Genomic DNA, 18,024 nt, shown 5'->3' with positions numbered 1-18,024 from the left:
CTCGCGACGACTCAACACGCTGCAGCAGTTCGCTTGGCTGCCAGGGCCAACAGTTCCTCAGCCCTTTTCAGCACGGCCGACGACGGGTTCGAGACAAGATGTGATTGCTCAGTGTCGGTGGCGACGAACGAACCGTGGCAGTGTTGGCAGACCAGACGTTTGCCGAGGTACTCGACGCGAATTTCGACGCCGCGCCCGCAGGTCGGGCACTCCTGAACGAAGTACGTGGACTTACTCATCGCGGTATCTCCTACTACCGACTGTCCAACCGCACTCCTGGGTCGCCGATCATAGCGATTCGATCCGAACAAAGCAAGTTTTTTTGCGACCACGGCGGTTTCAATCCCTTGATGTTGAAAGAGTTGCGACGATTTCAGGAGCCAAGTCGAGCGGGCCTTTTCCGGTACGGCCAAGAGACCATTTCAGATCGTTGGCCAACTCCAGAGAAGAGTCTTCCCAGGCTGCCTGGGTTCGCGCCGGTGCGAGCGGACCATGCTCGCCACGCCGATCGAACTTTACGCCCGGCCGGGGGAAACGGTTCGTGACGGAAATCCGCCCCACCGAGACCGCCGGTGGCTAACTATCGATACCGCTCGGCGTTGGGAATCTTTCAGCATTTTTCAGCCCGCCGATTCGAGGCGAATATGCTCAAGGGCGCCAGCCACCATCCACTCGAGCCAGGCTTCCTGCTCCTCGCTCAACTCGATCTCGGTGCGCGAGGCGCTATCGAGCGGTGAAACCAGGGTGAAGACACCATCCTCGAGCCACTGCCGGCTGTCGGCGAGCCGGACCCAATACTCGCCACTGGGCAGTTGCGGGACGCTGGCGCCATCGGGAAGGGCCATGAAATAGGCGATCTCGTGCCGAAACCGATCCGGCATCTCAAACGGCGCGACTCCCTCCCGTCCCACAGCATGCACGAGCAGCGACATAGCTTTGAATCGATCCTGGTTCATGGGCCCCGGCCCCAGACACGCGACTGGCTGGCGTCACGTTAACCGGCCCTGTCTGCCAAGCCAAGACTCGGCCGCGATGCACTGCATCTTACCTAATCGCGCCAACATGCATGGTCGGCAGAATCGCCCTGTGGGGAGGCTATGCTTCACTGGCGAAGCAGGCGCCTCGTCGCAGATATACCGGCCGATGGCGTCTGCCCGATCGCGATCGGGCAAAGGAGTCCGCCCCTGGCACGAAAAAGTGCCGATCTTAGCTATTACGAAGCATTCCTCTTCGGAGAGCACGCCATGTCGCGACGTGAATCCTATCGACGCATCCACCCATGGCCGCGAGCGGTGGCGATTCCACGTGGAGTGCATCGCGAGTGGCGACGCCTGGCCATCATGGTCGTCGCGGGCGCGGTGGCCTACGCTGTGGCCCTGCTGGCGTGCGGCATGGCGGCCGGCGATGACGGGCCGCCCGAACTGCCCACCTTCAAGCAGGTCGAGAAGCTGGTCCAGGACCGCTTCGGCACGCACGACCACGAGATGACCGATCTCATCACGCGCGAGCAGACCGACGAGCTGTTTGCCGAGATCGCCAAGCGCGGCTGGAAGATTCGAGATGGAAAAGAAATACTCGAGCGTGTGCCCCGCGAAAGCGAGTTCTTCGTACGCCAACTGCTGGGGAGCAAGCAGGGCAGGGCTTTCATGCGCGACGTGGCCCCCATGCCGCTCGGCTACGACCGCGTCGATCGCCTCAGCCATCTCGAACGGGGCCATCGCTTTGTCAAGGACATGATCAAGGGGCCCGACGGCTACAAGCTGATCGAGTACCTGACCGAAACGCGTTACGGCAAGAACATGGGACGTCAATTGCGTGACGCCCCGGATGGCGCGGGTTTCAACAAGCCCACGGGCCGCATCTACACCGCCGATCAACTGCTGCCGGTCCTGCGAGACCACTACGACGCGGAGAAGCGACTCCGCGCCGCCACCGCCTCCAACGCGCCGTAGCTCGAGTCAGATGGGCCGCCTGCGTCGTTTACTTCGCGACGGCGGAAAGATCGTCGATCAATCGCGAGAGTACCTCGCGCGTGACGCGAGCCGGGGCCACGGCACGCACGTCTCCCGGCCGCTTTTCATAGCGGCAAAGGCTCAATTCGCCTCCCCGCACGACGAGCAGCTCGTAGTAGCTCGAACTGTCCTCGTTCTTCTGGGGCGGATTCGACCGCATCTGCACGGTACACGATTCGGCGTCGGACTCGATGGGGTGGATGGGCTCGAGCAAGTACGTAAGCCTGCGAGAGAGCTCCTCGCTGATCCGGCGCAGGCGTTCGATCGTGGCGTCGGCCAGCTTGTCGGTCGCCAAGGCCAAACGCAGGAATCCGCAGGCCAGCGTATCGAGCTCGACCAGCTCGCACACCAGCCGCTGGTCCTCCTCGTGAACTTCGATGCGCTCCATGCCGTTTTGAAACGGCGCACATCCTTGCAGCGCCGCCGCGGCTAATTGTCGGAGACTCATCGTTGCACCTCGTCGCGTAGCTTGGGGTGTCGGCTTGCCGCCCGGGCGCACATCCTTGCGCGGAGGAATGCCCTAGGCCGACTTCGCCGACACCGGTGTCTTCGTCTGTTCCACTTTGTGTTCCGTGCCATCCCATGACAAGACGGTGGAATGTTCGTTCTGCACCGTTTCGATGTGGACCGGACGGCGCCAAATCATTTCCAGCGCCACCAGCGTGTCGCGTGCGTAGCCCGAATCGAGCTCGACGCCGTGGTACGTATGCTCCAGATATAGTTCACCCCGGTTCTTGTAGTTGCCGTCGCGCACGGCGATCTGCGGCCGGCCCCGGTTCGTCAGATTGTCGAGCAGGCGTTGCTTGATCTTGGGAAACTCGCGGCTTTCGATCTCGTAGGTCCGCGCGTCGTCGTTGTAGCCGAAGGCGAACAGCTTGTGCTCGCGGCAGAACTCGTGCGTCAGAAAGGTGTCGATGAACGTCAGATCGTTGTGAATCCGCCGTACTTCGAAGATCTTCTCCCGCCCCAGGCCGCGCTCGGTGTTCCACTCGCGGCGGGCGACGAGATCGTCGCATTGTTCATAATCGGCACCGAACCGCCCCTTATTCCAGCGATCTTCGATATCGCGGAAGAGCTCGATGCCCAGCTTGTAGGGATTCAACTGCCCCCGGCTCGTGGCCACCGTGCCCGAGTGGTGGTCGCAGTAGCAGACGACGTCGGCCGGCGACAAACCGCGGCGCGTCATGATCGTCGAGTGCCAGTAGCTGGCCCAACCTTCGTTCATGATCTTGGTCTGGGCCTGCGGCGCGAAGTAGTAGGCCTCTTCGCGGATGATCGACAGCACGTCGAGTTGCCAGGGGCGCAGCGGCGCGTTCTCGAGCAGGAAGAGCGGCACGTCGCGCACCGGAGCAGCCGGGAACCGCGTCTCCGAGGCCATGCGCTCGCGACGCAACCGCTCGGCATCGGCCGCGATCACGTCGCGCGGATTGACGAAGCCCTCCATGTAATTCTTCGCGCGGAAGCGGCCTGGCTGCGAGTCCTCGTCGTCCGGCTCGGGGCTGCTGAAATCGTAGCGATTCTCGGGCGTGAAGCGTTTGATGAAGGGCGAATGAATATCGATCAAATCCTCGATGCTCAAGCAGGCATCGATGAACTGCTCGACCTCGTCGACGCCGTAGCGGTCCATGTGGCGCCGCACGCGATGGCCGTGGTTGGCCATCTCGTCCATCATCTTGCGGTTCGTCCCACTGAACCAGAAGTTGTTCTTGAAGAAGTCGCAGTGCCCGTAGACGTGCGCCATGACCAGCTTCTGATCGGTCAGCCCGTTCGACTTCATCAGGTAGGCGTAGCAGGGATCGTTGTTGATCACCAGCTCGTAGATTTTCTGCAGGCCGTAGACATAACCTTTCGAGAGTTGCTCGTACTCCATGCCGAACCGCCAGTGGGGGTAGCGGGTCGGGAAGCCGCCATAAGCGGCCACGGCATTGAGCTGATCGAAGTCGACGACCTCGAAGACGGTGGGAAAGAAGTCGAGCCCGTATTCCCGCGCGTACCCCTCCATCTCGACCTGGACGGACGCGAGCGACTCGGACAGCGGGATGAACTTGTGCAGTGCCATGATTGCGATCCCCGCCTCGAGCAGGGCAGGGGGTTAGGGGATTCGTTTGGGGGGCAAGATCTCGTGGGCCAGATCGACGCGGAACTGCGCGTCTTCCAGGCGATGAATCACATCCCACAACCGGGGTAGCTCGGCACAGAGTTGCCGGCGCGCCAGGCGGATCGCCTCTTCCTGGCTTTGCGAACGAACGGTCACCTCCGCATGTCCGACGCGGACGCGGTACGAGATGACCGGTGAGATATCGTGCTTGAAATAGTGCATTTCGAGTCCTTGTGAGTCAGGAGCTTCCCTCGTAGCGCACCAATCCGTTCGCCTTATTTCCCCTTGCCGAGAAAGGCCTTGATCGCGTCGTAGATGCCGTCGCGATTGCGAATCTCGGCCAGGATCAATCGATCGTCCTTGTCACCAATGCCATTGCGCAGCGCTCGCAGGAACTCGCCGCTGCCGTAGGGGCTTTCGACCTGTCCGTAACAGAACAGATTCGAGGCGGGCAGCAGATGTTCGCGCAAGAGCCGCAGACAGTTCTCGTTGTCCTCTCCCCAGTTGTCTCCATCGGAAAAATGGAAGCAGTAAATGTTCCATTCCGTGGCCGGAAAATGCTTTTCCAGAAGCAACTGGCACACCCGGTAGGCAGAACTGATCCGCGTCCCGCCACTTTCTCGGGTGTGGTAAAACGTGTGCTCGTCGACCTCTTTGGCCGAGGCATCGTGAATGATGTAACGGATTTCGACGCCGTCGTACTGGCTCTTCAGCCAGGTCTCGAGCCAGAAGGCGGTCGTCCGCACGATGTGTTTCTGGTCGTCGGTCATCGAGCCCGAAACGTCCATCATGTAGACAATCACTGCATTCGCATGAGGCAGTGGCACGTTCTTCCACGAGCGATAGCGCTTGTCCTCGCGAATCGGCACGACCAGCGGGCGCTCGGCGCTGTACTCGCGCGACGAAACCTGGCGGCGCAGGGCTTCCTTGTAGGTGCGTTTGAAATGTCGCAGCGACTCCGGCCCGGTACGGCGGATCCCGGTGTAACGTGATTTCTCTTCGACGATGTTCGCCTGCCCCTTGGGCTCGATGCGCGGCAGCTCGAGTTGGTCGCCCAGGATCTGCGCCAGTTCGTCGAGCGTGACCTCGACCTCGAGAATATGACGTCCCGGATCGCTGCCGGCCTGCCCGGCGCCGTCCCCTTGGTCGTCGGAGGGACCGAGTTGCTGACCGACTTCGCCCTCCCCCTGACCGACCCCCCCCGAACCATTCTTGCCGAAGCGAAAATGGGGTACGTCAAGCTGCGGGACTGGAATGCTGACGAGATCCTTCCCCTTACGGCCGATCATCTCGCCGTGAGTGACGTACTTGCGGAGATTCTCCCGAATCTTGCCGCCGACGATCTGCTTGAAGCGGGAATTGTCCCGATCGATCTTCATCGCCATCCGACCACCTCAGTTCACGTTCGTTCCTTCGCTCGGCGCAGGGAGTCGCGGCCGTGCGCGCTTACCGGGGCGCGGCCGCGGGGTCGTCAATTCGCCGTCGAATCACCCCGGGCAAAGATGCTGGCCACGTAGTTCAGCACGTCCGTGGCGCTTTCCTCGTCGTAGCCGTAATCGCGGATCAAGCGGCCTTTGACCACGTCGATCTTGGCCTGCGTCTCGGCATCCACGACGTTCGACACGAGGCTCGTCAGCTTGATCGAGTCCTTCTGATCCTCGAACAGCTTGAGCTCGAGCGCCTTGTTCAGCCGCTCGTTCGTCTTGTAGTCGAACGTGCGTCCGTCGATCGACAAGGCGCCGATATAGTTCATGATCTCGCGGCGGAAATCGTCCTTGCGACTCTCGGGAATGTCGATCTTCTCCTCGATCGAGCGCATCAGCCGTTCGTCGGGATCGACGTACTGGCCGGTGAACTTGTTCTTCACCTTCTCGCGCTGCGTGTACGCCTTGACATTGTCGATGTAGTTCGAGCAGAGCCGTTTCAGCGCGTCCTCGTCGGCCGCGATGGCCCGCTGGACCTCGTTCTTGACGATGCTCTCGTACTCTTCCTTGACCACGCCGAGCAGTTCGCGGTAGCGGGCGCGGATCTCTTCGTTCGTAATCAAGCTGTGATGCTTGAGTCCCGCCTCGAGCTCGTTCAGCACCATGAACGGGTTGACCGACGTCGCCTCGGGATGCACGACCAGGGCGTTCGAAATCTTGTCCTGCACGTAGCGGGGCGAGATGCCGAGCATTCCTTCGCTGATCGCCTGGTCGCGCAGCTCGGCGATGTTGTCCTCGGTGAAGCCGGGCAGGCTCTTGCCGTTGTACAGCTTGAGCTTTTGCATCAGCGTCAGGCCGGCGTTCTTGGGCTCCTCGAGCCGCGTGAGAATCGCCCACATGGCCGCCATCTCGATCGTGTGCGGCGCGATGTGCTTGCCGTGTACCTTCTGCGAGTTGTAGTCCTTCTCGTAGATCTGGATTTCGTCCGAGAGCTTTGTCACGTACGGAATATCGATCTTCACCGTGCGGTCGCGCAGGGCCTCCATGAACTCGTTGTTCTGCAGGCGGCGATACTCCGGCTCGTTCGTATGGCCGACGATCACCTCGTCGATATCGGTCTGCGCGAACTTCTTCGGCTTGACCTTGTGCTCCTGGCTGGCGCCGAGCAGGTCATAGAGGAAGGCCACGTCGAGCTTCAAGACTTCTACGAACTCGACGATGCCACGATTGGCCACGTTGAACTCGCCGTCGAAGTTGAAGGCCCGCGGATCGCTGTCCGAGCCGTACTCGGCGATCTTGCGAAAATTGATGTCGCCGGTGAGCTCGGTCGAATCCTGGTTCTTTTCGTCCTTGGGCTGGAACGTACCGATGCCGATGCGGTCTTTCTCGCTCAGAATCAGGCGTTTCACGCGCACGTCCTCGACGACGCGGGTCCAGTCGCCGTTGTAACGTTTGAGCCGCTCGGTGTAGACGTAGCGGCAGAAGGGGCACAACTCGCCCGTAATCTTGACGTCATAACCATCGGCCTGGCGTACGGCGTTGAATCGCTGCTCGACCTCGCCGCGAAAGCGGTCGGGAATCAGGTGCAACGGCTCTTCGTGCATGGGGCACCAATGCACGTCGGAGTGATCCTCGAGATCGACCCAACCGAGCGTGTAGAGCGCGCCGTCGTCGCGGCTAGTGTAGCGTTCGAGCCCCTTCTTCAAGAGCCGTGCGATCGTGCTCTTGCTGCTGCCGACCGGACCGTGCAACAGGAGCACGCGTTTTTCGATGCCGTAACCTTTGGCCGCGCTCTTGAAGGCGTTGACCAGGGCCGACAGCGGCTCGTCGAGCCCGAACACCGCGTCGCGGCCGTCGTCGTCGGGATCGTCGAAGAAGCGGTAGTGTACGCGTTTTTCACGGGCCACTTCGTAGGTATCGGTGCCGGCGGCCACGATCATGTCGTAGACCCGCTGAAAGGCGTTCCGCGTGACACCCGTGTTCTCTCGCACCAGGTCGAGATACTGCTCGAACGTCCCTTCCCAGTTCTTACGACGGAACTGATCGAGGTCTTGCCGTTCGGCAACCAGCGATACGATTGCGCGTCCATCGCTCATACGGTTCTCCCCAAGGGGCTAAGCTTCGTCTCTGTTCGGACGTCATCCGTGACCTGTGGCCTCGTACGCCGAAATCCGCGACTCGAACCGTCATCCGCCTGCGCGTCGACTCTCCGCCTGTGCCCACGATTTCTGCAATGCTGGTGGCCTCGATTTGCCCGGGACGCCCCTCGCACCGATTCACGCATGTCGATGGATCGACCTATGCGCGCGGCGGCAAACAGCCTGCCATGCGCCGTGAATTCCGGCCGTGAGGAGTTGCCCGCAAAGAAGGTTCGATCAACTCGAACTTGTCGGGCCGGCAACTAAACGAACGTCACCGAGGCAACCAGAGAGAACTTGGAAAAGATCATGGTGACCGGAGGCGAGGTTGCGCGCCGAACGGCGGTGGGTGGTCCGTCTCGCTCGCCTAACGCCGAGCCTCCGGTGCTCGATCGCTTGGATTCTTCCAACTACTCAAGTATTGCCTCGATGCCAATTTCGGGCAATATCGCTTGTGGCCACGAGCGTTGCACGCCGTGTACCAAATCGCGCGTCACCCCCGACGCGGCGCGCCGCAGCTTCAGCCCGACAGCGGTGCAACCACTTGTGGAACAAAGAGTTCCGTTCTACACCCCCAAGGTGCAAAACCGTCATTCAGCTATCCTGGAGCGATGCACCAATGCAGCGAGAAAGATCCACGCAACGTGGGACAAACCAGCGCCGTAAACGTGGTGTCCAGTTTGCAACCACCGCGAATGTCGCGCGATCAACCTGTTATTTGAGCAGTCGATCGACGCTTTCGAGCAAGCGATCCATCGCAAAGGGCTTGCGAATGTAATCGTCGACCCCCAGCATCTCGGCGTAGGCCTTGTGCCGGCTCCCTTCGTTCGCCGTGATCATGATGACCCGCAGCGGCACGGGACGCGTTCGGCGCAGTTTTTCGAGCACGAGAAAGCCGCTACGCTTGGGCATCATCATGTCGAGAATCACGAGATCGGGATCCTCGCGTTCGGCCATGGCGAGCCCCTGGTTGCCGTCGCGCGCGACCAGGATTTCGTAACCGCGCGATTCCAACACCGCACGCATCGACTCGATGATCTCGTAGTCGTCGTCGACCAACAGAATTCGCTTGGCAGTCTTCGTGCTCGATGGGGCTGGCTCGGCCATAGTGGATTCGCGGCGTGCTCGGTGCGGTGGGTCCAGTGGCGGTGAGGGCTGGCTTGCCCCGACCCCGCGTTTGGATGGAAGTCTTCACAAGTACCGGACCAACCTCGCTTTTGCAAGCCGGCGGCTGGAAGGGATGGTCTCGCACGACGAGATTCTCGCACGCTCCGACTAGCGCGTCTGGGCTCGCGCGCGGCATTCGGCGGCGGCGTGGCCATTTTCTTGAATTCGCGACACAACCTGTTACACTGTCGCTGCTTCGAGCGATAAGCAACGACTGATGCTTCGCGGCGGGCGGGCCGATTCCGAGTCTTTGCCCCACCGGCCCTGGCAGGCCGCGATTTCGGCACCCACAGGGAAACTGGTTGCCATGCCACACCGGCCCCGCTTCGCAGTGCTGCTGCTCCGCCTGACGATCGCATCGGTCATGGCCGGAGCATTCCCCTCGGCGGCAGCGAGTGCCGCAGAAGCAGTACCGGCGACATACAGTCGGCAGGATTTCGAAGACTACGAGCGCGAGCACTGGTCCTTCCTGCCGGTCGTTCGTCCGCCGGTTCCCCCCGTCTCGGACGACGCGTGGATTCGCACCCCCATTGACGCCTTCGTGCTGGCGAAGCTCGATAAGAAGGGAATCGAGCCGGTTGCCGATGCCGGCCGGCTGGCCCTCTTGCGACGCGTCTACTTCGACCTGCTCGGTTTGCCGCCGACGCCTGCCGAGCAAGACGCTTTCCTGGCAGATTGCTCGCCGGAAGCCTATGCGCACGTGGTCGACGACCTGTTGGCGCGCCCCCAATACGGCGAACGCTGGGGCCGCCACTGGCTCGACGTGGCGCGATACGCGGAATCGAACGGCTACGAACGCGACGGCGCCAAGCCCCACGCCTGGCGCTATCGCGACTACGTCATCGACTCGTTGAACGCCGACAAGCCTTTCGATCGGTTCCTGCTCGAACAGGTCGCCGGCGACGAGTTGGCCGATTCCACTGCCGAGACGCAAATTGCCACCACCTTCTTGCGGCTGGGCCTGTGGGACGATGAACCGGCCGATCCGGTCATCGACCGCTACGATCAGCTCGACGATGTGCTCGACGCCACGTTTACGGCCTTCCAGGGGCTCACGCTTCGCTGCGCCCGTTGCCACGATCACAAGTTCGAGCCCTTCCGTCAGACCGATTATGCCCGGGCAATTGCCATCTTCGAGCCGCTCAAACGGCCGCAGGATGGCCGCACGGATCTCGACCGCATGGTCGGCACGCACGAGGAACTTACGGCCTACCGCGACACGATGACCCGGGTTGACGAGCAGGTCGGCGCGTTGCAGCGACAGATCGACGCCATGAACGGCCTGCTCCGCGAGCGGGTCTTTGCCGAACGTGCGGCCGATTGGGCCGAAAGTATCGTCGCCGCCTTCAAGCTGGCGGCCGATCAACGCAACGAGGAGCAGAAAAAGCTCGTCAGCGAGAACGAACAGCGTCTGGCCGAGGCGATCGCCACCTTCGCGGCCACGGAGGAACAATCGCAATTAGCCACGTGGTCGTCGCAGATCGCGCAGTGCGAGTCGACCCGCCCCGCATCGCCCCCCCGGGCCTATATCTGGTTCGAAGAGGGGACGACCGCGCCGGCCACGCACGTTTTCAACCGGGGCAATCCCCAGACGCCCCTCGGCGAAGTCGGACCGGGGCTCCCGGCCGTGTTGTTCGATGCCCCTCCGCCGGCCCCCACCCCCACCCGTCATTCGACCGGCCGCCGTCTCCAGCTTGCCCAGTGGATGACGAGCGCCGAGAATCCCCTCACGGCGCGGGTCGTGGTGAATCGCCTTTGGCAGCATCATTTCGGCGTGGGATTAGTCGCCACACCCAATGACTTCGGCCTGATGGGCGAGGCCCCCACTCATCCCGAGTTGCTCGATTGGCTGGCCGCCGAGTTGGTCGAAAGCGGTTGGCGTTGGAAGCACCTCCACCGGTTGATGGTGCTTTCACACACCTACCAGCTCGCCGCGGCGCACGACGACTCGGCTGAAGCAGCCGATCCCGGCGCGACGCTGTTGTGGCGCTGGCGCCCGCGCCGGCTCGAGGCGGAAGCCGTTCGCGATGCGATGCTCGCCACCAGTGGCCAATTGAACCTCGAGCGGGGCGGCCCGAGCGTCTTTCCACCCATCTCGGCCGAGGTGTTGGCCGGTCAATCGATGCCCGGCAATGGTTGGACCACCTCTCCGGCGGATCAGGCCGCGCGCCGCACGGTGTACGTCTTTGTCAAGCGTACGCTGATGGTGCCCGAGCTCGAAGTGCTGGACTTTCCCAATACGAACCAGAGCTGTGGCGAGCGTGCCGTTTCGACCGTGGCTCCACAGGCCCTCTCGTTTCTGAATGGCAACTTCGCGGCGGAACAAGCGTGGCACTTCGCCAGGCGGCTGGCAGAGCAGGGGGGTACAGAAATTGTGGGCCAGGTCGAGCTGGCGTACCGCCTCGCCTTCGGACGCCCGCCGACCGACCAAGAATGGGACGTCGTCCGCGAGTTCCTCACGAATCAAGAGGCACAGATCATCGCCGACGCAACCGCCAACTCGCAGACTATCGAAAACCCGCGGCAGCGAGCGCTCGAAGCCCTTTGCCTTGTGCTGCTCAACGCCAACGAGTTTGCCTACATCGAGTAACTTCCTCGCAGCCTTGAATCTCAACAACCACGTGTCCCAGACCGCCGGCCTGTGCGAAAACAACTCGATGACAATGCCCAGGTTGGCAGCCTGGGCCACTTCAGCATGAAGCCGATTCCCATGACTCCAAACTCTCAAGCGTGCGGGCAAACGCGGCGCGAGTTTTTCTGGCAAGCGGGGGGCGGGCTGACGGCGTCGGCCCTCGCCTACCTGCTCGCGCAAGATGGATTCTTCGCCTCCACGGCCAAGGCCGCTGGCTCGGCCGAAATGGAATCTCCTTTCGCGCCCAAGCTGCCGCACTTCGCTCCCCAGGCGAAAAGCGTCGTCTTCATTTTCTGCTATGGCGGCGTGAGCCAGGTCGATACCTGGGATCCGAAGCCCGCGCTCGACAAGTGGAATGGGCAGCCGATCCCGAATCTCGACCACGATCCGCTGTTCAAGGTGCGCAACCCCGGCACGCTGCTGGCCAGCACGCGCAGATTCTCGCCGGCGGGGCAAGCGGGCATTCCGGTTTCGGACTTGTTTCCGCACCTCGCGCGACACGTCGACGACCTGGCCGTGATTCGTTCGTGCTATGCCGATAGCTTTGCGCATGGCTCGGGCCTGCTGCAGATGAACACCGGTTTCCTGCGGCAGGGCTACCCCAGCCTAGGCTCGTGGGTGACGTACGGGCTGGGAACCGTCAACCAAGACTTGCCCGCCTACGTCGTGCTGCTCGACCACCGGGGGGGACCGATCGGCGGAGCGCCGAACTGGAACTCGGGCTTCATGCCCGCGGCCTATCAAGGGACGCAATTTCGCACGTCGGGCGATCCGCTCATCGATCTCAGTCCTCCCGACGGCGTGACGACGGCCCAGCGTCGCGGACAACTCGACCTGCTCGCGCGGCTGGGCGATCTCCATCAAGCCCGCCTGCCCCGTCAGTCGGAGCTCTCGGCCCGGCTGGCGAGTTACGAGTTGGCCTTCCGCATGCAGGCGCACGCCCCTTCGGCCGTCAATCTGGCCGAAGAAACGGCGGCGACGCAACGCCGCTACGGACTCGACAACGAATTGACCGAACGCTTCGGCCGGCGCTGCCTGATGGCCCGCCGACTCGTCGAGCGCGGCGTGCGCTTCGTGCAGGTCTATTCCGGCGGCGGGCACAACGACGAGAACTGGGACGCCCACGGCGACGTGAACATGAATCACGAGTTGCACTGCGGCGAGACCGACCAGCCGATCGCGACGTTGCTCTCCGATCTCAAGGAGCGAGGGTTGCTGGACGAAACGCTCGTCGTCTGGACGGGGGAGTTCGGTCGCACCCCCACCGCCCAGAACGGCAAGGGGCGCGACCACAACCCACGCGGCTTCAGTTGCTGGATGGCCGGCGGCGGCATCCGTGGCGGCACGATTTACGGCGCCACCGACGAGTTCGGCATGGCGGCGGTCGAAGACAAGGTCCACATCCACGACCTGCACGCCACCATCCTGCACCTGATGGGGCTCGACCACGAGGAGCTGACCTTCTTCCACGCGGGGCGCAACATGCGACTGACCGACGTCGAAGGGCACATACTGCATAAGATCATCGCCTGACGCCCCACCATGCGTTCCGGCCGCCTTGCTTGTTCCGCGTGGCGGCGTCCGTTAGACTCGCGTTTCACGTCGTTCGACACGTTGCCGCGCCGGCGAAATCGCCCTAGACGCTCGCACGGCTCTTTTCATCCTCGTCGCGCGCACCGGCAGGGAGACCAGATGGGGCAGCACCGCTTTCTGGTCCATCCTCCCGAACGACTCGCGCCGCGCGACCTGGAGCGCACCTTTCTCGCCGGGCCGGATTACGTCCCCTGGCTGTGCCGAACGCGCCCCATCGAAGGGGGCTTCCTCATCGAGCGCGAGGCCTCCGATTCGGGCTGCCTGCACGTCCCTTGGCATGTCGAGGGGCACGGCAAGCTCGTGCTCACCACCGGCACGCTCGTCGAGCGCGCCACGCCCTACCATCTCGAGGTCGAGCTCGCTCGCGGCAAGATCAACCAACTGCGCAATCAGATCGCCGAGTGGACGGGCATGGGCATGCTCATCCCCGACGATGTGTCGGCGAACCTCCGCGAAGCGACGCGGCAATTTGCCCGGGCGGCCACCTCGCAAACCAAGCCCGAGTTGGCCGCTGCAGCCGCCACGCAATCGCTGCGAGCGGCGCTCGAGGCGACCGAGGCGCTCGTGCGCACGTTCGCCGATCAGGCCTTCGTGGCCCGGCATCGCCAGGCGCCGAAGCTGGCCTCGCTCTTGGGGGTGAATCTCGGTACGACCGTTCCCACGGGCGCCTTGGGCGACGCCCTGTCCAAGGCCTTCAATACGGTCCGAATTCCCTTCTCCTGGCACGACATCGAGGCCGATGAAGGGGCGGCCCGATGGGATCGCTGCGACGCCCAGCTCGCCTGGTGCGAAGCCCGGCAGATGCGCATCTGCGGCGGACCGCTGCTGGCCTTCGATCGCCGTGGTCTGCCCGACTGGGTGTGCCTGTGGGAAGGCGATTTCGAGAACCTGCAAGAGCTGGTCTGCGACTATGTGCGGCGCGTCGTCGAGCGTTACAAGGGACGCGTCCACGTCTGGCAATGCGCGGCCCGGCTCTACTCGACCGAGATGCTCGAGCTCAGCGAGGAGGATCGCCTGCGGCTGGCCGTGCGAGCGATCGAGGTCGTGCGTCAGACCGATCCTCAAACGCCCACGATCATCTGCTTCGACCGCCCCTGGGCCGATTACATGCGCGACATTCCGCTCGATCTTTCGCCGCTGCACCTGGGGGATGCCCTCGTCCGCAGCGGACTGGGGCTGGCTGGGCTGGTGCTCGAGATCAACGTCGGAACCGAGCCGGGAGGGAGCGTACCGCGCGATCCGCTGGAAATGAGCCGCCTGATCGATCGCTGGAGCAGTTTGGGGCTGCCTCTGGTGGTGGAGTTGACTCTGCCCAGCAGCGATGCCCCCGACCCGCGGGGCCGACCGGTGATCGCCCCCATGCCCGAGGCCTTGCCCGGCGGATGGACGGCGGCCGCGCAGCAGTCCTGGGTCGAACGGTACGCGCCGCTGCTGCTCGCCAAGCCGGCCGTGCATGCGCTGGTGTGGAACCAATGCTGCGACAGCGAACCGCACGACTATCCCCACGCGGGCATCATCGACGCGAGCGGCCGCGCGAAACCGGCCCTCGGCACGCTCGCCCGCCTGCGCCGCGAGCACTTGCAATAACGCGCCGTGTATTGAAGGCTACGCGATTGTCCTGAGATCGCGTTAAGATCTTCCGAAGCAGACGAGGCACATGTCGTCGCGTTGGGGGGTGCGGCCGACGAACTTCTTCACGTCGTCGAGCACGCCGCGGCCGATGGAAGTGATGCCGTCGCTGGTCGTCTCGTGCAATTGGACTTCGAGCCGTTCGAGCCCGTACAGCTCGTTCTCGGCGTTCATCGCCTCGCTGATGCCGTCGGTAAAGAAGGTCAGCGAATCTCCCGAGCGCAGCGGCACGGCGACCATCTCATAATCGAAGTCGACATCGACGCCGATCGGCAAGCCGGCGGCGTCTCCGCCGATCGCCTCGACGCGCCGATCTCGATGTCGCAGGTAAGGGGGCATATGGCCGGCGTTGACGATCTGCACCACGTTGCGTTCCGTGTCGAGCACGGCCACGATCAACGTCACGAAGCGGTCTTCCCAACCGCCGCGAATGAAGCTGGCGTTCATGCGCGCGACGGCCAGCGCGGGATCGGTCTCGCTGGCCAGGGCAAAGCGAATCTCGGCCGAAAGCTTCGCCACCAGCAGGGCGGCTGGAATGCCCTTGCCGGCCACGTCGGCCACGATCACCGCCACGCGGTTTTCGCCCAGTTGGACATAATCGTAGTAGTCGCCGCCGAGTAGATTCGCCGGCTCGTAGAAGTCGAAGAAGTCGTAGCCGCCGATGCGGGGAGGCGCCGCGGGCAGGAAGCCCTGCTGCACCTTGTGCGCGAGCTCCAAGTCGCGCTGCATCGCCTGCTGCTTGAGGGTGGCGGCGTGCAACTGCGCGTTTTCGACCGCGATGGCCGCCTGGCGCGCCACGCTGGCCAACACGTCGAGATCCTCTTGCCGGAAGCGGCTCCGCTGGTCGAGCGTGTCGATCTGCAGCACGCCCAACGACTCGCCGGCGCCATCCAAGAGGGGCGCGCACATCATCGAGCGGATGCGGAAATCGGCGATGCTCTGGCTCATGTCGAAGCGTTCGTCGCTGGCGGCGTCGGCCGACAGAATGGCCTCGCGCGATTCCATGACGCGGCGTACGATCGTGCGACTGATGCGAATCGTCTCGCCCGTGTCGCCGCCGCGCTGCTTGACCGCCTTGGGAACGAGCGGTCCCCCCGGCTCGGCCAGCACGATGAACCCGCGATCCGCCTGGACGAAGATCTTGAACAGGCCGTCGAGAATGCGCCCCAGCACTTCGTCGAGCTTGAGCGCCGAGCCCAGGCTCAAGGTGATTTCGAGCAGGGCCCGCAGCTTAGCCTCGGGCTTGATCGACATGCGGAGGCCCGATTCGCCGCTCGACAGGTCGAGCTTGGACATGATCGTCGAGGTGGCCTGGTCCTCGTCGACGAGCATCGTGTGCGGGGCAAAGGCCTGTCCCACGTCGGGCCCCAGACTGAACCCGGCTGGCTCGGACGATTCGATCGCCGGTAGGCGATCTTCGTGAAAGCTGAACAGCCAGTCGCAGATCTTCACCTTGTCGGTGTCGCTGAGCAGTTGCCGCCCTTCGACCAACGCGCCATTGAGCAGCGTGCCGTTGCGACTGTGCAAGTCCTCGACGAAAAAGTCCTCGCCGACGCGCACGATCTGCGCATGCTGCCGACTGACAGCCCCTTCGTCGAGCACAATAGTGCAATCGGGATGCCGGCCCAGGACCGACCGCTCGTCATCGAGCGAAAAGACCTGACCTGGATTGAGCCCTTTGAGCACCTTCAACACGGCCATGCGAATACCCGCGCCCGCCGATGCCCGGAAAGGCCTATCGACGTAAGTGCGTCCAGAGATACCTCGATCGATCGCGCCGGCGTGCGATGAACGAGGCGCATAACATGCGCCGCGCGATGATGGAGCCGATTGTAAAAGCACGATCCGCCGGCCGTCAAACGACCGGTGTTCAGGATCTTTTACACCGCGCCCCAGTTTAGCGTTCTCCCAGTAGCAGTTCGCGGGCAATCCACGGGCGCGATGATCCGGCCAGCCAGCCGAGCGCGCGTTCGACTCCCGCGCCTTGCGTCAACCAATCGCGAGGCACGGCCCAAGCCACGATCGATGGATGATGGGCCAGTCGGGCGCTAACCTCATCGATCCACGCCGCCGGCAGCAGTTGTACGAGTCGCACCCCCAGCCGATCGAACCGGGCGTACTCTTCGTCGCGAAAGATGTGTTCGGTGACGAACAACGGAGGTTCCGTGGCGTCGAAGCTGGGAGCGAGGGGCGCGGTTTGCTCGAGCAATGCCTGCCAGAACGCGTTATCCCGCGAGTTCAAAGGCAACTCGTACGCCTCGCCGTTGATGACGATCGTATGGATGGTGCCCGTGGTCGAAGCAGGGATTTCGACGCGCATCGGGCGATGGGCCGTTTCGAGCGTCTTTTCCCAGACGCGCGTGCCCCCTTCGATCAACCGCACCGAGAGCTTCGTCAGCGCGGCCGGTCCCCCCGATTCCTGCTCGAACCGCGTCAGCCGTTCGACGGTCGTCGCCAGGTCGAACTTCTGGCCCGCCACCACTTCGGCGGCCAGCAGCTCGCCACTCCAGCCGTGGACGACCAGTAGCAGGGGATCGACGCGCTCGGGTCCCATCACTCGGCCTGCCACGCGGAGGGTGACTTCGCTCTGGTCTACCTCGACCAGCTCGACCATGAGTTGATGCAGGTAGTGGCGCGCGCGGACTTCCAGCCGGACCGGACCCGTCAAACCGCCAGACAGATCGTGCCGGCCGGGACGCATGGCCCTCTCGTAGGCCGGCGTCAGCACGGGCAGTTCCACGTCGACCTGCAACTGGTTATTCGGAGCCAAGAGGTTGGTGACGTCCCGTTCGAACGTGAGTGCATAGCCGGCGAACTCGCCGAGGGGCTCGCCGTTGAGCGAGACGGCAACCGCCGCGTCGGCCCCCTCGATCACCAGCCAGACGCTCTCGTGGGGATCAAGATTCGTCGGCCGATGGAACGATCGCGTGTAGCGGACGCGACCGCGAAAGTCGCGTCCCAACTCTTGCGACCAGTCGGCGGGCAGCTTCGCGGTGCCGCCGATCGGCGTGGCCGGTGGCTGATACTTGCCCTCGACATACGTTTTGAGCACCTCATAGTGCCACGGCCCGGCCAGTCGCATCGCGTGGGGATAACTCAAGGCAACATCCTGGGAAGAAAAAGGTTATCCACAGATTACGCCGACGGATGCCAAAGTTGGCACAAAATTGTGCAACCTCGAAAAGCTGGTCAAGACGTTGGAAACCGAACTCGCCCGGCGCGCACAAGCACAGGACGAAGATCAAAAGCGCTTGGAGAGACTGACTACGGAACTCGAACGGCTCCGCCAGCAAATGGCCGAACAGCCAGCCCAGGACAAGTAGAGCCACCC

15 protein-coding genes are annotated in these 18,024 nt (G+C 63.2%); 5 read left to right on the top strand and 10 right to left on the bottom strand.

The genetic code is table 11. The features are described from left to right. Window positions 1-11 precede the first annotated feature (11 nt). Window positions 12-413, bottom strand: a complete 402-nt coding sequence (locus KF708_09225) for a hypothetical protein (GenBank protein MBX3412856.1) — start codon at window positions 411-413, stop codon at window positions 12-14. 207 nt (window positions 414-620) lie between these two features. Beyond that, window positions 621-881, bottom strand: a complete 261-nt coding sequence (locus KF708_09220; GenBank protein ID MBX3412855.1) for a hypothetical protein — start codon at window positions 879-881, stop codon at window positions 621-623. A gap of 363 nt (window positions 882-1,244) precedes the next feature. Here KF708_09220 and KF708_09215 point away from each other — a divergent pair, with 363 nt between their 5' ends. Continuing rightward, window positions 1,245-1,952: a hypothetical protein gene (locus KF708_09215; GenBank protein MBX3412854.1), complete on the top strand. Its 708-nt coding sequence runs from the start codon at window positions 1,245-1,247 to the stop codon at window positions 1,950-1,952. A gap of 28 nt (window positions 1,953-1,980) precedes the next feature. Here the strand turns inward: KF708_09215 and KF708_09210 are convergent, their stop codons facing one another. From KF708_09210 to KF708_09190, 5 genes are all read right to left on the bottom strand, one after another. Further along, a complete protein-coding gene (locus KF708_09210; GenBank protein ID MBX3412853.1) occupies window positions 1,981-2,460 on the bottom strand; it encodes a hypothetical protein in 480 nt (159 codons plus the stop codon). Between the two features lie 72 nt (window positions 2,461-2,532). Continuing rightward, on the bottom strand, window positions 2,533-4,074 hold the full coding sequence (locus KF708_09205; GenBank protein ID MBX3412852.1) for a SpoVR family protein: 1,542 nt from the start codon (window positions 4,072-4,074) through the stop codon (window positions 2,533-2,535). A 30-nt stretch (window positions 4,075-4,104) separates the two neighbouring features. Further along, window positions 4,105-4,332 (bottom strand): hypothetical protein, encoded by a 228-nt coding sequence (locus KF708_09200; GenBank protein MBX3412851.1) that lies wholly within the window; start codon window positions 4,330-4,332, stop codon window positions 4,105-4,107. Between the two features lie 53 nt (window positions 4,333-4,385). Then, entirely contained in the window at window positions 4,386-5,495 is a 1,110-nt protein-coding gene (locus KF708_09195; GenBank protein ID MBX3412850.1) for a DUF444 family protein, read from the bottom strand. An 86-nt stretch (window positions 5,496-5,581) separates the two neighbouring features. After that, the gene (locus tag KF708_09190) at window positions 5,582-7,630 is read right to left on the bottom strand and encodes a serine protein kinase (GenBank protein ID MBX3412849.1); all 2,049 of its coding nucleotides are present in this window, start codon (window positions 7,628-7,630) and stop codon (window positions 5,582-5,584) included. A 339-nt stretch (window positions 7,631-7,969) separates the two neighbouring features. Between KF708_09190 and KF708_09185 the strand changes: the two genes are divergently transcribed. Next, a complete protein-coding gene (locus KF708_09185; protein ID MBX3412848.1) occupies window positions 7,970-8,338 on the top strand; it encodes a hypothetical protein in 369 nt (122 codons plus the stop codon). A gap of 48 nt (window positions 8,339-8,386) precedes the next feature. Here the strand turns inward: KF708_09185 and KF708_09180 are convergent, their stop codons facing one another. Next, a complete protein-coding gene (locus KF708_09180) occupies window positions 8,387-8,779 on the bottom strand; it encodes a response regulator (protein MBX3412847.1) in 393 nt (130 codons plus the stop codon). Window positions 8,780-9,146: 367 nt separating this feature from the next. On the opposite strand from KF708_09180, the gene KF708_09175 reads away from it, so the two are divergent. The 3 genes from KF708_09175 to KF708_09165 all read left to right on the top strand — a co-directional run bounded on the left by KF708_09175 (window position 9,147) and on the right by KF708_09165 (window position 14,651). Beyond that, entirely contained in the window at window positions 9,147-11,429 is a 2,283-nt protein-coding gene (locus KF708_09175) for a DUF1553 domain-containing protein (protein MBX3412846.1), read from the top strand. Between the two features lie 120 nt (window positions 11,430-11,549). Next, window positions 11,550-13,004: a DUF1501 domain-containing protein gene (locus KF708_09170; GenBank protein ID MBX3412845.1), complete on the top strand. Its 1,455-nt coding sequence runs from the start codon at window positions 11,550-11,552 to the stop codon at window positions 13,002-13,004. 159 nt (window positions 13,005-13,163) lie between these two features. Further along, window positions 13,164-14,651 carry an endo-1,4-beta-xylanase gene (locus KF708_09165; protein ID MBX3412844.1) on the top strand — a complete coding sequence of 496 codons (1,488 nt, stop codon included), beginning with the start codon at window positions 13,164-13,166 and terminating at the stop codon, window positions 14,649-14,651. A 42-nt stretch (window positions 14,652-14,693) separates the two neighbouring features. On the opposite strand, the gene KF708_09160 is transcribed toward KF708_09165, so the two are convergent. Continuing rightward, the gene (locus KF708_09160; GenBank protein MBX3412843.1) at window positions 14,694-16,394 is read right to left on the bottom strand and encodes a SpoIIE family protein phosphatase; all 1,701 of its coding nucleotides are present in this window, start codon (window positions 16,392-16,394) and stop codon (window positions 14,694-14,696) included. A 196-nt stretch (window positions 16,395-16,590) separates the two neighbouring features. Then, entirely contained in the window at window positions 16,591-17,793 is a 1,203-nt protein-coding gene (locus tag KF708_09155; GenBank protein ID MBX3412842.1) for a hypothetical protein, read from the bottom strand. Between the last annotated feature and the right edge of the window lie 231 nt (window positions 17,794-18,024).

The organism is Pirellulales bacterium (genome assembly GCA_019636335.1).
Lineage (GTDB): Bacteria > Planctomycetota > Planctomycetia > Pirellulales > JAEUIK01 > JAHBXR01.
The sequence above is the reverse complement of the archived record's forward strand: the minus strand, read 5'-3'. Positions and strand labels throughout refer to the sequence as shown.

What these genes read in the sequence shown, in the direction of transcription:
- KF708_09210 (MBX3412853.1), bottom strand. Translation starts at nt 2,460, where the DNA reads ATGAGTCTCCGACAATTAGCCGCGGCGGCGCTGCAAGGATGTGCGCCG.
- KF708_09190 (MBX3412849.1), bottom strand. Translation starts at nt 7,630, where the DNA reads ATGAGCGATGGACGCGCAATCGTATCGCTGGTTGCCGAACGGCAAGAC.
- KF708_09200 (MBX3412851.1), bottom strand. Translation starts at nt 4,332, where the DNA reads ATGCACTATTTCAAGCACGATATCTCACCGGTCATCTCGTACCGCGTC.
- KF708_09175 (MBX3412846.1), top strand. Translation starts at nt 9,147, where the DNA reads ATGCCACACCGGCCCCGCTTCGCAGTGCTGCTGCTCCGCCTGACGATC.
- KF708_09195 (MBX3412850.1), bottom strand. Translation starts at nt 5,495, where the DNA reads ATGGCGATGAAGATCGATCGGGACAATTCCCGCTTCAAGCAGATCGTC.
- KF708_09170 (MBX3412845.1), top strand. Translation starts at nt 11,550, where the DNA reads ATGACTCCAAACTCTCAAGCGTGCGGGCAAACGCGGCGCGAGTTTTTC.
- KF708_09165 (MBX3412844.1), top strand. Translation starts at nt 13,164, where the DNA reads ATGGGGCAGCACCGCTTTCTGGTCCATCCTCCCGAACGACTCGCGCCG.
- KF708_09180 (MBX3412847.1), bottom strand. Translation starts at nt 8,779, where the DNA reads ATGGCCGAGCCAGCCCCATCGAGCACGAAGACTGCCAAGCGAATTCTG.
- KF708_09215 (MBX3412854.1), top strand. Translation starts at nt 1,245, where the DNA reads ATGTCGCGACGTGAATCCTATCGACGCATCCACCCATGGCCGCGAGCG.
- KF708_09220 (MBX3412855.1), bottom strand. Translation starts at nt 881, where the DNA reads ATGCCGGATCGGTTTCGGCACGAGATCGCCTATTTCATGGCCCTTCCC.
- KF708_09160 (MBX3412843.1), bottom strand. Translation starts at nt 16,394, where the DNA reads ATGGCCGTGTTGAAGGTGCTCAAAGGGCTCAATCCAGGTCAGGTCTTT.